The 16,053-nt window shown below is 47.9% G+C and carries 12 protein-coding genes; 9 read left to right on the top strand and 3 right to left on the bottom strand.

All coding sequences use genetic code 11. The features are described from left to right. Positions 1–19 precede the first annotated feature (19 nt). Positions 20–1,273: a serine hydroxymethyltransferase gene (gene glyA, locus DYH48_RS04075; protein ID WP_006082644.1), complete on the bottom strand. Its 1,254-nt coding sequence runs from the start codon at positions 1,271–1,273 to the stop codon at positions 20–22. Positions 1,274–1,462: 189 nt separating this feature from the next. On the opposite strand from glyA, the gene ettA reads away from it, so the two are divergent. Further along, positions 1,463–3,130, top strand: a complete 1,668-nt coding sequence (gene ettA, locus DYH48_RS04070; protein ID WP_115334122.1) for an energy-dependent translational throttle protein EttA — start codon at positions 1,463–1,465, stop codon at positions 3,128–3,130. A 135-nt stretch (positions 3,131–3,265) separates the two neighbouring features. Here ettA and DYH48_RS04065 read toward each other — a convergent pair whose 3' ends face one another. Beyond that, the gene (locus DYH48_RS04065; protein ID WP_115334121.1) at positions 3,266–4,207 is read right to left on the bottom strand and encodes a LysR family transcriptional regulator; all 942 of its coding nucleotides are present in this window, start codon (positions 4,205–4,207) and stop codon (positions 3,266–3,268) included. Between the two features lie 271 nt (positions 4,208–4,478). Between DYH48_RS04065 and DYH48_RS04060 the strand changes: the two genes are divergently transcribed. From DYH48_RS04060 to DYH48_RS04030, 7 genes are all read left to right on the top strand, one after another. Further along, positions 4,479–5,402, top strand: coding sequence for an MBL fold metallo-hydrolase (locus tag DYH48_RS04060; RefSeq protein WP_115334120.1), 924 nt, complete (start codon positions 4,479–4,481; stop codon positions 5,400–5,402). Positions 5,403–5,618: 216 nt separating this feature from the next. After that, a complete protein-coding gene (locus tag DYH48_RS04055) occupies positions 5,619–6,311 on the top strand; it encodes a DsbA family protein (RefSeq protein ID WP_115334119.1) in 693 nt (230 codons plus the stop codon). Between the two features lie 2 nt (positions 6,312–6,313). Further along, positions 6,314–6,784 carry a nuclear transport factor 2 family protein gene (locus DYH48_RS04050; RefSeq protein ID WP_172481150.1) on the top strand — a complete coding sequence of 157 codons (471 nt, stop codon included), beginning with the start codon at positions 6,314–6,316 and terminating at the stop codon, positions 6,782–6,784. A gap of 325 nt (positions 6,785–7,109) precedes the next feature. After that, entirely contained in the window at positions 7,110–8,312 is a 1,203-nt protein-coding gene (locus DYH48_RS04045; protein ID WP_115334118.1) for a metallophosphoesterase, read from the top strand. Positions 8,313–8,591: 279 nt separating this feature from the next. Then, entirely contained in the window at positions 8,592–9,386 is a 795-nt protein-coding gene (locus DYH48_RS04040) for a substrate-binding periplasmic protein (RefSeq protein WP_011847468.1), read from the top strand. Between the two features lie 210 nt (positions 9,387–9,596). After that, positions 9,597–10,706: an efflux RND transporter periplasmic adaptor subunit gene (locus DYH48_RS04035; RefSeq protein ID WP_115334117.1), complete on the top strand. Its 1,110-nt coding sequence runs from the start codon at positions 9,597–9,599 to the stop codon at positions 10,704–10,706. Next, positions 10,706–13,846, top strand: a complete 3,141-nt coding sequence (locus tag DYH48_RS04030) for a multidrug efflux RND transporter permease subunit (RefSeq protein WP_115334116.1) — start codon at positions 10,706–10,708, stop codon at positions 13,844–13,846. The genes DYH48_RS04035 and DYH48_RS04030 overlap by 1 nt, the downstream gene beginning before the upstream one ends. Before the next feature lie 76 nt (positions 13,847–13,922). Here DYH48_RS04030 and DYH48_RS04025 read toward each other — a convergent pair whose 3' ends face one another. Continuing rightward, positions 13,923–15,086: a multidrug effflux MFS transporter gene (locus tag DYH48_RS04025; RefSeq protein ID WP_115334115.1), complete on the bottom strand. Its 1,164-nt coding sequence runs from the start codon at positions 15,084–15,086 to the stop codon at positions 13,923–13,925. Between the two features lie 142 nt (positions 15,087–15,228). Between DYH48_RS04025 and DYH48_RS04020 the strand changes: the two genes are divergently transcribed. Beyond that, entirely contained in the window at positions 15,229–15,996 is a 768-nt protein-coding gene (locus DYH48_RS04020) for an AraC family transcriptional regulator (RefSeq protein ID WP_115334114.1), read from the top strand. Positions 15,997–16,053: the final 57 nt, after the last annotated feature.

Here is a 16,053-nt window from a genome sequence, read left to right as displayed (position 1 = left end):
ACCTAGATGCGTCAGCAAATTAGCCGTAAACAGGGAAACGTGCACACAGTGCCAGTACTTGGCCCTTCACACGCTCAATCACTGCAGGATTGCTTGCATCATCAAGGATGTCACAAATCCAGCCTGTCAGCTCTTTCGATTCCGCTTCTTTAAAGCCGCGGCGCGTAATGGCTGGCGTACCGATACGCACACCTGAGGTCACAAAGGGTGAACGTGGATCGTTTGGCACTGAGTTTTTGTTCACGGTAATGTTAGCGCTACCTAAGGCGGCATCGGCTTCTTTACCGGTTAAGTCACGACCAATCAGATCAACTAGCATCAAGTGGTTGCTGGTTCCGCCAGAGACGATTTTGTAACCGCGCTCAAGGAACACTTCAACCATAGCTTTAGCGTTATTAACTACTTGCTGTTGGTACACTTTAAATTCTGGCTCTAGGGCTTCTTTGAACGCAACCGCTTTACCAGCGATAACGTGCATTAATGGGCCACCTTGTCCGCCTGGGAATACCGCTGAATTCAACTTCTTGTACAAGTCTTCATCGTCAGCAGCAGACAGGATCACACCACCACGAGGACCCGCTAAAGTTTTGTGGGTCGTTGACGTCACAACGTGTGCGTGTGGAACAGGGTTTGGATAAACGCCAGCAGCAATAAGACCAGCAACGTGCGCCATGTCGACAAATAGGTAAGCACCTATTTTATCTGCGATTTCACGCATTTTTGCCCAGTCAACTATACCAGAATAGGCAGAGAAACCGCCGATCATCATCTTAGGTTTATGTTCTACGGCCAGACGTTCCATTTCGTCGTAGTCAATTTTACCTGACTCGTCGATACCGTAAGGAATGATGTTGTACAGTTTGCCAGAGAAGTTAACGGGCGAACCGTGGGTCAAGTGACCACCGTGGGCTAAGTTCATGCCCAGCACGGTATCGCCAGGTTTTAACAATGCCATGTAAACAGCGCTGTTTGCCTGTGAACCAGAATGAGGTTGTACGTTAGCGTAAGTTGCGCCAAACAGTTCTTTAGCACGTTCAATCGCTAAGGTTTCAACTACGTCCACATACTCACAACCACCGTAGTAACGCTTGCCTGGATAGCCTTCAGCGTACTTATTGGTTAACTGTGAACCTTGCGCTTCCATCACGCGTGGACTGGTGTAGTTTTCAGAAGCAATCAGCTCAATATGCTCTTCTTGACGCAGAGTTTCATTCTGAATTGCCTTAAACAGTTCCGGATCATAATCTGCGATATTCATATCTTTTTTCAGCATTGCTTACTCCAGCTGCCAATTCTTATAGGTAGGGTTGCGCGGTATTCTACTCGGAACGCGACCACAATCCCAGTATTTGAAACATGAAATTCCTGTGGATAGTACTTGAACTTGGCTCATTGTCGAGTTGAGTTCGGCGCGCAATCGAGTAGAATTAGCCGCATCATTAGTCACTTAAGATAGAGAAAAATGGCTCAGTTTGTTTACAGCATGCTGCGGGTGGGTAAAATTGTTCCGCCTAAGAAGCAGATCCTTAAAGATATTTCTTTAAGCTTTTTCCCCGGCGCCAAAATTGGCGTACTCGGCCTCAACGGTTCAGGTAAGTCGACACTACTGCGCATTATGGCGGGTATCGACACCGAAATTGAAGGTGAAGCGCGCCCAATGCCGGGATTGAAAATCGGTTACCTGCCGCAGGAACCTAAACTCGATCTGAATCAAACCGTGCGTGAAGCGATTGAAGAAGCGGTTGCAGAGGCAAAAAATGCCCTGACTCGCCTCGATGCCGTTTACGCTGCCTACGCAGAGCCGGATGCAGATTTCGACGCCCTTGCCAAAGAGCAAGGTGAACTCGAAGCCATTATCCAAGCCCAGGATGCGCATAACTTAGATCATATCCTTGAGCGCGCAGCTAACGCCCTGCGTCTGCCAGATTGGGATGAAAAAATCGAAGTGTTATCCGGTGGTGAACGTCGCCGCGTAGCGATATGCCGATTGCTGCTTGAAAAGCCAGAAATGCTGTTACTGGACGAACCAACCAACCACTTGGATGCTGAATCTGTGGCGTGGCTTGAGCACTTCTTGCAGGAATATGCCGGTACTGTGGTCGCGATTACCCATGACAGATACTTCCTCGACAATGCCGCTGGCTGGATTTTAGAACTCGACCGCGGTGAAGGTATTCCGTGGGAAGGTAACTATTCTTCATGGCTTGAACAGAAAGACGCCCGTCTGAAGCAAGAATCTGCCACCGAAAGTGCTCGCCAAAAGACCATTGCCAAGGAATTGGAATGGGTACGCCAAGGTGCGAAAGGCCGTCAATCTAAGGGCAAGGCCCGTATGGCGCGCTTTGAAGAGCTGAACACTAACGATTACCAAAAACGTAACGAAACTAACGAGCTATTTATTCCGCCCGGACCACGTTTAGGTGACAAGGTTATTGAAGTGAATAACCTGACCAAGTCTTACGGTGACCGCGTACTCATCGACAACCTGTCGTTCTCTGTGCCTAAGGGCGCGATCGTCGGTATTATCGGTGCCAACGGCGCGGGTAAATCAACCCTGTTCCGCATGTTATCCGGCGCTGAAACGCCAGACAGCGGCAGCATTGAGCTGGGTGATACTGTGCAACTGGCATCGGTTGAGCAGTTCCGCGATTCAATGAATGATAAAAACACCATTTGGGAAGAAATCTCCGGTGGTCAAGACATCATGCGTATCAACAACATGGAAATCCCGAGCCGCGCCTATGTAGGCCGCTTCAACTTCCGTGGTGGCGATCAGCAAAAAGTTATCGGCACCTTGTCGGGTGGTGAACGTAACCGAGTACATTTAGCCAAACTGCTGCAAGCGGGCGGTAACGTCTTATTACTCGACGAACCCACCAACGACTTAGACGTTGAAACCCTGCGCGCACTGGAAGAAGCGATTCTGGAATTCCCAGGTTGCGCTATGGTGATTTCGCATGACCGTTGGTTCCTCGACCGTATCGCGACCCACATTCTGGATTACCGTGACGAGGGCCAAGTGAACTTCTACGAAGGTAACTACACAGAATACTCGGCATGGTTGAAGAACACCTATGGCGCCGATGTGGTTGAGCCACACCGCTTGAAATACAAGCGCATGATTAAGTAGATCTAGAATCTAGTCAAGCATGTATCTGAGGAGTTTAACTCGAAAGGGTTAAGCTCCTTTTTTATGGCATCCCCTTACGCTATAAGTGCCGCAAGCTTTGGCACTATTTCAAGCTAACACTATTTTAAACTGGCACTATTTCAAACTGGCAAAATAAGCCACCAGCATGTCCATCATCACCCTAAGTGCAGGCTGCATATGTTTGCGAGATTGATATACGCCATACACACCCAGTGACTGCGGCATGAACTCAGTTAACAAAGGCACTAACTGACCCGAATCTAAATAGGGTCTCGCCGCCCACAGCGGTTGCATTGCAATCCCCTCACCTGCCAGCGTGGCATTAAGTACCACCATAGAATCATTGGCGCTGAAATTGCCATTCACAGGCACATTAAACGCCTGCCCTTGGTTTAACTTAGGATCGGAGTTCAGCGCCTGAGCCTGTTTCGCAGCCAGATCGGCTTGATAAAACCGCCACATCACATCGCCAAAGTAGGAATAGGTTAAGCAATTATGCTGGGTCAAATCTTCGGGATGCAGCACGGCGGCACGCGCGGCAAGATAACTCGGTGCAGCGCACACCACAGATTCACATTCCCCCAAGCGCCTTGCGATAAGGTTGGGATCGAGTTCATTGGTGATGCGAATCGCCAGATCAATCCGCTCGGCGACCAGATCGACAGTTTGGCTACTCACGTGGATATTCACACTCGCCTGCGGATAACTGGCTAAGTATTGGTGCACCACGGGCGCTAAAATCTGATGCGCCAAAAACTGGGAGCAGCTAATGCGCAATAATCCGCGCGGAATCGCCACCGAAGCATGACTCACCGCTGGCACTTCATTAGCCAATTCGAGCAGTCGATGGCAGTAATCCAGTACTTGCTCACCCGCTGGCGTTAAGCTGAGGCTGCGCGTCGAACGATGCAACAATCTAGCACCGGACCATTCTTCCATTTCGCTCAAGTAACGGGTCACCATAGAACGCGACATATCTAAGGCATTAGCGGCGCTGATCATGCTGCCGCGCTCGACAATAGTCACAAACACCTTAGCCGCTTCGAGTCTATCCATGATTTATCTCCACTCATGTTCAATCAATAACGTTCAATCACTCACGTTCAATCACTAGGCCCACTCACATACTCGCGCCCCCACATGAATAATAACTAAGAGTTCATCCGGCTATTCGTCCGATTAATGCAACAAATATGGGCAGATACTCGCATTTATCTATTGATTACTGCAACCTATACTTAACTCACTTTTTGCAGCAGCTGCAAATCAATGAATGCTAAATCGAACCTTTTTACTCTTTCATCCTGTGACTATAAGTGAGCCAAAAATGAACACATCGACCTATGCTATACGCAACACAGTTAACGCCACATTGAAGGCCTCGTCTAAAATCAGTCTAGCCGCTACCTTGCTGCTAGCGGGACTCGGTGTGGTCAATGCGGCACCATTGCAAGTGAGCCATTTTAATCCGGGCGAAAACAGCATCTTTGCCGTGTCATCGAGCTTTATCAGCGGCGAACACGAAATGATGTTAGTCGATGCGCAATTTCAAAATAACGATGCCCAAACCTTGGTTGATACGATTAAGGCCAGCGGTAAAAAGCTGACTCAGGTATATATCAGCCATAGTGACCCTGACTTTTATTTCGGCTTAGCCGTGATTAAAAAGAATTTCCCCGATGCACAAATTGTCGCGACTCAAACCACAGTCGATGCCATTAAAGCCTCAATGGAAGGCAAGCTCGCCTACTGGGGTCCGATTTTAAAGGACAATGCGCCAAGTGAATTAGTGTTACCTAAGGCGATTCACAGCGACACTTTCACCATCGACGGTGAGCAAGTGATTATCGAAGGTTTTAATGATAAACATCCTAAACACACTTTCCTGTGGGTACCATCGGCAAAAACCATTACAGGTGGCGTAGAAGTATTTGATAACACGCATGTTTGGATGGCTGACACTCAAACTACCGCAGAGCGTCAGGAATGGTTAACTCATTTAGATGCGATGGAAAAACTGCTGCCGACCACAGTGATCCCGGGGCACTATTTAGGCGAAGCGCGATTTGATACCCGTGCCATCGGTTTTACCCGTGACTATGTAAAAGCCTTTGAAGTCGCAGCAAAAGCCTCGAAAGATTCAGCCGAATTAATCCAAAAGATGCTGGCGCTATACCCACAAATGCCAGCCGATGCAGGGCTTGAAATCAGCGCCAAAGTTTACATGGGCGAAATGACCTGGCCTATGTAAGCCCGGCACTCACATCTCGGCACTTAATATACAGGTGATTTGGTGCAGGCATTTAAGTGAAAATAGTTAAAGACAGGCACGTGAGCGATTGCGTGCCATTTTTTAGCTAAATGAATGCACCTAAATAACGGTACCAAACTAACGATTTTAATCGATGATATCAAAGGGCTTAAGTCGTTAATGTAGCGACGAACTTAAGCCAAAAGGTTTAACACTATGACTACCCCAACAACTCATTCTGCTAGCACGGCCAGCAGCACACCAACGGCCAAAGTGCGTACTCTGCACGCGATTATCGACCCTTTATGTGGTTGGTGTTATGCCGCAGCGCCGTTACTCGATGCTGCAGCCAAAGCTGGCTTTACCATTAAGCTTCACGGCGGCGGTATGCTCACAGGCCCAAGACGCAAACAAATCGATGCCAACTGGCGCGACTATGTTATGCCCCACGATCTGCGCATTAGCGAACTAACCGGCCAGCCTTTTGGTGAAAAATACTTTGATGGTCTGCTGCGCGATACCACAGTCGTACTCGACTCGGCGCCCCCCATTAAAGCCATGCTCGCAGTCAATGCTATGGGCGGCGACAGTTTGGCCTATCTACACTCAGTACAACTGGCCCATTACCGCGATGGTCACAGCGCCAGTGATGAAGGTAATCTCGCCAGCTTAGCCGCTGAACTTGGGCTCGACCCTATAACCTTTGCACAGCATTATGCCCAAGGAGATGACAAGCTGTATGAGCATATCGTTGAATCCAGAGCATTATTGAATTTGATAGGCGCCCAAGGTTTCCCTTCGATGGCTATAGAGGATGATGATGGCAACATCACCGCCATTAATATCAACCGCTTCTACGGCCAGCCCGCCCAGTGGCTAAGCCATCTTGAAGCACAGTTTGAGTCATAATCATGCCAATGCTTAATGGTATTTCAACAGGCTCATTAGTGAGTGAGCCTGCTCAGTTAAGTCTTATAGAAACAGCAAGGCAGACTGATGCGAATCTTGCACTGGTTAAAAGCAGCTATGAGGGAAGTAGCTCAGCCGAGAACGCCAAAAATCTTCAGCATGCCTTAGCGAGTGACGCACGCTGGACAGAGGCGGCAGGTTTTCCCTATGCGGGCACTTACGTAGGCTTTAGCGCGATAGCCACCAAGGTGTTCGCTCGCCTCGAAACTGAATGGGATAACTACCGCGTCGATATCGAAGACTATGTCGCCCAAGGCGATAAGGTTTTTGCCTTCGGCACTTATTCAGGTACCTATGTCAAAACGGGCAAGTATTTTAGCGCCCGAGTCGCCCATTTATGGAAGATACACAGCGGCAAAATCGTCAGTTTCGAACAGTTTGTCGATAGTCATACCGTCGTCAATGCCATGTAAGTGTCAATGCATGCAACGTTTAATGCCATGCAACGACAGTCATCAGCTATAGACATACAAGTGTGAAATAACTGAATAATGAGGCGGGCAAGTTTCATTTAGCCCGCCTCGTGACTTGTCGACCCTAAGCCTTATCCGTATGATTTAGTGTTTTCAATATGTTGAGCACTTGAAACTAAGTACTTGAGATTAAGCGCTTGAGTCTGAGCGTTTAAAATTGAACACTTGAGATTAACTTCGTAAAGTTACACATTCGAATACTCATCAACTCAAGTGTCTAAAATGACAGAATGAATAACTAAAACAAGAACAAGGATGCGGTCTAATGCGAATCAATTCGATGCCAGTCGGGGCTCACCCAATCACACTCTCTATCACCCGACTGAGCCGAGCCAGCCAATGGATACTCAAGCGACATAGAAAATTCGCGTCCCTGTTATGGCTTGTTACCGCGCTTCCCTTTGTCTCACTCTCCTTTAACTCATTCGCGGCCAATACCAGTGAGGCCGAGCCAGAACTAAAGATTCAAGAAAGCAGCGTCACCGATGGCCCTTATGTGTTTTTGGACAATGCTCAAAAAGACACTGCCTATTGGATTTGCCAGAGTGAGCTTAAACAAACGCCGATTGCGAAGGCGCAGTTAACTCGCCCTGCCAGTTGCGGTGAATTACCAGAGCCCCATCTTCACACACTAGCTGCCACCGTTGAGCCCGATACCTTTACTCATGTCAGCAAAATTGTCGCCCTTAGCGATGTACACGGCCAGTTTGATGTAATGATTAACTTGCTAAAAGCCCATAAGATTATCGACAAAGATAACCACTGGGCCTTTGGTGACGGTCATATGGTAATGACGGGTGACATGTTTGACCGTGGCCATCAAGTCAATGAAGTATTGTGGTTTTTATATGCCTTAGATCAAGAAGCCCAAGCTGCGGGCGGGCGCTTACATCTACTCATGGGCAACCACGAGCAAATGGTGTTTCGCGGCGACTTACGCTACGTCAACGAACGCTACCAAGTCTCGGCAGATTTACTCAAACGCCACTACGATGCGCTCTACAACAAAGACACAGAAATCGGCCAATGGCTTCGCAGCAAACACACCTTAGTCAAAATCAATAATATCTTGTTTATGCACGGCGGCATCAGCCCTGAATGGGTCGAGCGTAAATTACATATCAGCGAGGCTAACCAACTATTTCGTCAGCATTTAGATGATAAAAAAGCCGAGTTGAAGAAAGATGATTTACTCAACTTTCTGTTTTTTACCAATGGCCCGACTTGGTATCGCGGTTACTTTAAAGATGAACTGAAAGAGTCGGATATCGATAGCATACTGAACTATTTCAAGGTCGAGCATATTGTCGTTGGACACACATCGCAGGAGCAAGTGCTTGGTCTCTATCACAATAAAATCATTGCGATAGACAGCAGCATTAAGAATGGTCAATCCGGTGAACTGTTACTTATTGACGCCGGCAAACTCAGCCGCGGTCTGTATCAGGGTGAGCAGGTTTCGCTATAAAATACCTCACTAATATCTTCGCCATAATATGTGAATGCCCAAGCGCCCTAATGCATGAATAAGTTAGGGCGCGAATGTATAAATAAGCAAAGGTAAAACGGGCACCCACCATGGTTCTAAATCTGTAGCGTTCTCAATCTGCATGGCTCTTAATCGGCATAGTTCTAAATCTATATTGCTCTCAACATGCACTCATCTTAGTACTCATAAGTTCGCCAGTTTTTATTAACTCTGACTATACTCAAGCCAAGTGCGACTCACCTAAGTGCTGGAGTAGATATGGGGAAAAAATTACTCACATTATCTGGCTTTTGCTTGTTTATGCTCGGCTTTATCCACCCCGCATTTGCGGGTCGAGAACTCCATTTAGTCGCCACTAACTACCCTCCTTTTTATGCCGATGCTTTACCCGAACAGGGCGGCGTCGCACAAGTGGTCAAAGAAGCCTTTAAACGCCAAGGTTACAATGCCAGCCTTAAGTTTTATCCCTTCGCTCGCGCAGCCTTACTCGTTAAAACGGGCCAAGCCGATGGCATTATTGGACTCTGGTATCGCAAAGAGCGTGAGCAATGGGCTCAATATTCTGCGCCAATCCAACCCGTACAAATCGTGTTTTATAAACGTAAAGATGCGCCGCTGAGCTTTAGTCAGCTCTCTGAGCTCAAGCCCTACACGATTGGCATAGGTCGCGGTTACGCTAATCCACCCGAAATCTTCGCCGCAGGGCTCACCACCGAAGAAGGTAATTCGGATGAAATGAACCTCAAGAAGCTATTTTTAAAGCGTATCGACTTAGTCTTGATTGGCCATAATTTAGCCAGATACTTAATTAAAAAAGGCCCCGCTGAATATAACGATGCCTTTGAACAAGTCGGTCAACCCATAGCGACAGAGGTATTTCACTTAGGGGTGTCTCTGGCCGTGACGGATCATCAGCAGTTAGTGACGGATTTTAATCAAGGCTTAGAAAGTATGCGCAGCGATGGTCGATTAGCTTCCATTTTAAGCCAATATCCTCAAGTTGAAACGACTCAAGCCCCAGTGGAAAAAACGCGTACTGAGGTCCATCCCTAGCGCACTAGAGTCTTCTCGCACTGGCCCTTTGCACAAAAAAACCGCAAAAGCCGCGTTGAATTGTGTTCAAGGCTCAAAAAACACAATTTCTTTCATTTTCGTTTGCTTACCTTTACAAACTTTTACCCAACTCAGATAGGTTATTCACTAGAATAGCCCCATTAGAGCTATCACCTTTTTCAACTGCCTTTGCGCGAGATAATAATTACAATGAAAAAAACCATTATTGCCATTGCCCTGCTTGCGGTTATCGCCACAGCGGTGAGTTTTAGTGATGTCCTTCAAGCAGCCAAACCCGAAAGCGCTCCCCACCTTATGCGTACCGTTCCAGTGGTCACGGGTGAAGTCGTTGAATATCCGTTAGCACAATCTATCTCGCTTATCGGCAAACTCGCTGCCGAGCGCGCGGTGATCATCGCGCCGCAAGTCACAGGTAAGATTAAGCAAGTCGCCGTGACCTCAAACCAAGCGGTGAAAAAAGGCCAGTTACTCATCGAACTCGATGATATGAAAACCCAAGCCGCTGTCGCCGAGGCTAATGCATTTCTCAACGATGAAAAGCGTAAACTCAAAGAATTTGAAAAACTGATCAGCCGTAACGCCATCACCCAAACCGAGATTGACGCACAAAAAGCCAGTGTGGATATCGCCCAAGCACGCTTAGCTTCAGCCCAAGCCGATTTACATTACCACTCGCTGATTGCGCCGTTTGCGGGCAATACGGGACTGATTAATTTCAGCGAAGGCAAGATGGTCAGCATAGGCACTGAATTAATGTCGCTTGATGATTTATCTAGCATGCGCCTCGACTTACAAGTGCCAGAACATTTCCTGTCGCAATTGAGCATAGGTATGCAAGTGGCGGCCACCAGCCGTGCTTGGCCGGATGAAACCTTTACTGGCAAAGTTGTCGCTATCGATCCCCGCGTCAATGAAGAAACCTTAAACCTTAAAGTGCGGGTGCAATTCGACAACCCAAAAAATCGCTTAAAACCGGGCATGATGATGTCGTCCACTATCACGTTCCCTGCGATTTCTGCACCTATGGTGCCAGTACAAGCCCTGGAATATTCTGGCACTAAACGTTACGTATACGTAGTTAATGCCGATCACATTGCCAACCGCACCGAAGTGCAGTTAGGGGCGCGTATCGATAATCAAGTCTTGATTGAAAACGGTTTAAAAATAGGTGACAAAGTCGTGGTGCAGGGCTTAGTGAATATGCGCGATGGTCTGCAAATCAATGAAGTGACGCTTGATGCCAAGGCATCTACCCGTGCGGCTGAGCTTTCAAGCCCAAAAGCTACGGAGACTAAATAATGTGGTTATCCGATGTTTCGGTTAAACGCCCTGTCGTTGCCATCGTTTTAAGCTTACTGCTGTGCGTATTCGGCATAGTCTCCTTCTCTAAATTGTCGATACGGGAAATGCCCGACGTCGAAAGCCCTGTGGTCACAATTAGCACCAGTTACTCGGGTGCGTCGGCGGCCATTATGGAAAGCCAGATCACTAAAACCCTAGAAGATGAACTGACGGGGATCAGTGGTATCGACGAAATCACGTCGACCACACGTAATGGTAGCTCGCGTATCACAGTGAAATTCCTCCTCGGGTGGAACTTAACCGAAGGCGTAAGTGATGTGCGTGACGCTGTGGCCCGCGCCCAGCGCAGGCTGCCTGAAGATGCGAAAGATCCTGTCGTCTCAAAAGACAACGGTTCGGGCGAGCCCTCAGTCTATGTGAATTTAAGTTCGAGTGTGATGGACCGCACTCAGTTAACGGATTACGCCCAGCGCGTGTTAGAGGACAGATTTAGCCTTATCAGCGGCGTGAGCTCCATCAGTATTTCTGGCGGTTTATACAAGGTCATGTACGTCAAGCTCAGACCCGAGCAAATGGCGGGCCGCAATGTCACAGTCACAGACATAACGAACGCGCTGCGCAAAGAAAACATCGAAACACCCGGCGGCCAAGTGCGAAACGACACCACTGTGATGTCGGTGCGTACCAAACGCTTGTACTACACGCCAAAGGATTTTGACTACCTTGTGGTGCGTACCGCCAGCGATGGCACGCCTATCTACTTAAAAGATGTGGCCGATGTGGCTGTTGGCGCACAAAACGAAAACTCTACCTTCAAAAGCGACGGTATCGTTAACATCAGCTTAGGCATTATTGCCCAGTCCGATGCCAACCCATTGCTCGTTGCCAAAGAAGTGCACCAAGAAGTCGATCGCGTACAAGACTTCCTGCCCGAAGGCACTAGCCTAGTGGTCGACTTCGACTCTACCGTATTTATTGACCGCTCGATTAACGAGGTGTATAGCACCCTTTATGTCACCGGCGCCTTAGTGGTACTCGTGCTGTATATCTTTATCGGACAAGCGCGGGCGACACTCATCCCTGCGGTAACGGTTCCGGTATCGTTAATCTCGGCATTTATCGCCGCTAACATGCTAGGTTATTCGATTAACCTACTGACATTGATGGCATTAATCCTCTCCATCGGTCTAGTGGTCGATGATGCGATTGTGGTGGTCGAGAACATATTCCACCATATCGAAAAAGGTGAAGAGCCCTTATTAGCAGCCTATAAAGGTACCCGCGAAGTAGGCTTTGCCGTTGTCGCCACCACAGCGGTATTAGTCATGGTGTTTCTACCTATATCCTTTATGGACGGCATGGTCGGACTGTTATTTACCGAGTTCTCTGTGATGCTAGCGGTATCGGTACTGTTCTCGTCCTTAGTGGCACTGACACTTACTCCTGTACTGAGCAGCAAACTGCTGAAAGCTAACGTCAAACCGAATCGCTTTAATCGTTGGGTCGATCGCGGTTTTGCCCGCATGGAAAGTGTCTATCGTGTTGCTGTGACTCGGGCAATTAAACTCCGTCTACTCGCGCCCTTAGTTATCATCGCCTGTATCGGCGGCAGCGCTTGGTTAATGCAACAAGTACCTTCACAGCTCGCGCCGCAGGAAGACCGCGGTGTATTGTTCGCCTTTATTAAAGGCGCAGAAGGCACCAGTTATAACCGTATGACAGCCAATATGGATATAGTTGAAGACAGACTCATGCCCTTGCTGGGTCAAGGTGTGCTGCGATCCTTTAGCGTGCAAGCCCCCGCGTTTGGTGGCCGTGCTGGCGATCAAACAGGCTTTGTTATTATGCAGCTTGAAGATTGGGGTACACGCACCGCATCAGCGCAGCAAGCACTTGGGATTATAAGCAAAGCATTGAAGGACATTCCCGATGTGATGGTTCGCCCTATGATGCCAGGCTTTAGGGGGCAATCGAGTGAACCCGTGCAGTTTGTACTTGGTGGTTCGGACTATGCCGAACTGTTTAAGTGGGCGCAGGTGCTCAAAGAAGAAGCCAATGCCAGCCCTATGATGGAAGGCGCCGACTTAGACTACGCCGAAACCACGCCAGAGCTTATTGTCACTGTTGATAAAGAACGCGCGGCTGAATTGGGTATCAGTGTCGATGAAGTGTCGCAAACCTTAGAAGTCATGCTCGGCGGTCGCACCGAAACCACCTATGTGGATCGCGGCGAAGAGTACGATGTGTACTTGCGCGGTGATGAAAATAGTTTTAACAACGTTGGCGATCTTAGCCAAATCTACATGCGTTCCGGTAAAGGCGAATTAGTGACGCTTGATACAGTGACCCATATCGAAGAGATTGCTTCGGCCCAAAGATTAAGTCACACCAATAAGCAAAAATCGATCACCCTAAAGGCTAACGTCAGTGAAGGTTACACCTTAGGTGAAGGCTTAAAGTTTCTTGATGCTAAAGCCATTGAATTATTGCCTAAAGATATTTCCATTGGCTACACCGGCGAATCCAAAGACTTTAAGGAAAACCAAAGCAGTATCTTCATCGTATTTGGTTTGGCCTTACTGGTCGCTTACTTAGTCTTAGCCGCGCAGTTTGAAAGTTTTATCAACCCATTAGTGGTGATGTTTACTGTGCCTATGGGCGTGTTTGGTGGTTTCTTAGGCCTACTGCTAACCAGTCAAGGGATCAACATCTACAGCCAGATCGGCATGATCATGTTGATTGGTATGGTGACCAAAAACGGTATCCTTATCGTGGAGTTTGCTAACCAATTGCGTGACCGCGGCTTTGAACTCGATAAAGCCATTATCGACGCTTCATCCCGTCGTTTGCGGCCAATCCTAATGACAGCCTTCACCACATTAGTGGGCGCTGTGCCGCTAATTTTCTCGACGGGCGCAGGTTCAGAAAGTCGTATCGCTGTGGGTACTGTAGTGTTCTTCGGTATGGCATTCGCCACCTTTGTGACACTACTCGTCATCCCTGCCATGTATCGATTAATCTCGGCAGCGACCCATTCACCGGGATATGTTGAAGCTAAGCTCGAAGCGGCAATTAAAGCACAAGAGTTAGCGGCTCAAGAGACGGCAAAGCAGCAGGAGCTTGCATCTAAAGCCTAACGCTACTCATAGCTGTTGATAATCACATAACAAAAAGCCAAGGCACTGAGTGCCTTGGCTTTTTCTCATTTACGTCTTAAGCATTTTTTACTTTATTGGCTAAGCCAAAATGTAAACCTAAGCCAACACAAAGCAGTGCACTTAACGTAATCACCATACCTAAATGGTGAACGATTCCCGTGCCGCCTAAACCCAGTCCCAACAGAATGTAATAAAACAGTCCGAAGAGTGCACCAGCAGAGCCCGCATAGGTACGGTAGCTTGCCAAAGCAGAGCTGAGTATGTTCGGAATCGCGATACCGTAAGCAATCACAATCAATAGCATAGGCGCTAAAAAGTAAACATTATTCAGCCCTATAAAGGTCGATTGGATCAGCCAAATCCCCAATCCACCGACAAGTGCAATAGCACTGGCTAAGCGAACCAGTCGTGCACCAGTGTGGCCTCGACCCAGCATTATTTTATTAACATAACTGCCAAGGAATGTACCAAAGCCTAACAGTAAGCCACTGGTACCAAAGGCGAGCGTCGATAACCCTTGCGCCTCAAACATAAATGGCGCCAGTGAAAAGTAGCTAAACCACATCAGATTAAACGCCGCTACCAACAAGGTGTTCTTAATAATCCCGCTGTCGGTAAGCATCTTAATCGCTAACTCGCCTATCGCGATTTTCTGGGTGTGTGCGGGTTTGGTTTCGGGTAGATATTTTACCGACAAAAATAATAATACGATTGCAGAGACCATGAGTGCGACAAACACACCTTGATATCCCCAATACGCACTGAGAACACTGCCCAATAGCAATCCGATAACAGGGCTTATTCCAAGTGACATCCCCATCACAGAAAGTACTTTCGCTAATTCCTCTCCGCTATAACTGTCACGCATCATAGTTTGGGTAATCACAGACCCCACTGCCGCGCCAAAGGCCGACAATACGCGGGCCATCAACAACAGGCTAAAGTCGCTAACCATCAAGGCTAACGCTGAGCCAATGGCATAACAGACTAATCCAGCGAGCATCGCTTTACGGCGACCAATAATGTCGGCTAAGCGGCCCCAGCAAAATACGCCGATGGCAAAGGCCATAAAGTACACAGATAAGGTTTGCGATGCGCCAGCAACCGACACCGCAAAGTTTTCTGCAATATTAGGCAAAGCAGGGCTATAAATGGTTTCCATAATTTGCGGAAACATCATTAGCAGCACAACGAGCCCTAATGGTGGTTTTATATTCATGATTTTTAGTCCATTTCAGTCATCCAAATGAGTTGGTTTACCGAAATGTCGCTCCATACTTGTCAAAGATGGCGCAGTATAGATAAAATCCAAATGTGTCCATTAGCAACACTTAGACAAAAAACATCAAAAATAGGACAAAATGGCCTTTATTCTACCTGAACAGCAATTTAATCCAGACCAGCTGAATAATCTGGTCATTGGCATTGCCGCAGATATGGGCGAACACGACTCGGGAGTGCATTACCACAGAAAAGCACAACTGCTGTATGCCCCCACAGGCGTGATGAGATTCACCCTAGCCGAGACTCAAATGGTGTTACCGCCAACGCGCGCGGCTTGGTTGCCAGCTGGCGTTAAGCACAGCGTCACCATGCGTAATGTGGTTGCCTATCGCTCACTCTACTTTGAACCAGAAACCGTCACTTCATTGCCCGATAAAGTCACTATTTTCCATGTAAACCCGCTACTCAAAGCGTTAATCGACACTATGTCGTTTTGGCCTTGGGACAAACCAAGAAGCACTCAGCACAATGCCTTTTTGCTGCTCTGCGAAGAATTGGGCAATGCCGCGGAAGAAAATCTGGCTTTACCCCTCCCACAGGATAAACGTTTAAAAACCTGGCTTGCGCAACTGCAGCTACACCAAAAACCGCCAGCCAATCTTAAGGATATGGCAGTAGAAATCGGAGCCAGTGAACGCACAATTAGCCGTATTTTTAGCGCACAGACGGGAATGGCTTATCAAGCATGGCGCCAGCAATGGCGTTTACTCTCGGCCATTGAACAATTGGCGGCGGGGAAATCGGTGGCGCAGGTGGGCTTTAATCTACAATTTTCCAGTGACAGTGCCTTTATCAGCTTTTTTAAGCAATATACCGGCACCACACCGGCACAATATTTCAAATAAGTACTGGCTCAACTGACTTATAATCGTCGAATCGAGCCTTTCCTCATGTGCATCATG

Source organism: Shewanella baltica (assembly GCF_900456975.1).
GTDB lineage: Bacteria > Pseudomonadota > Gammaproteobacteria > Enterobacterales > Shewanellaceae > Shewanella > Shewanella baltica.
Note: the sequence above shows the minus strand (reverse complement) of the source record. Positions and strands in the feature narration are given on the sequence as shown.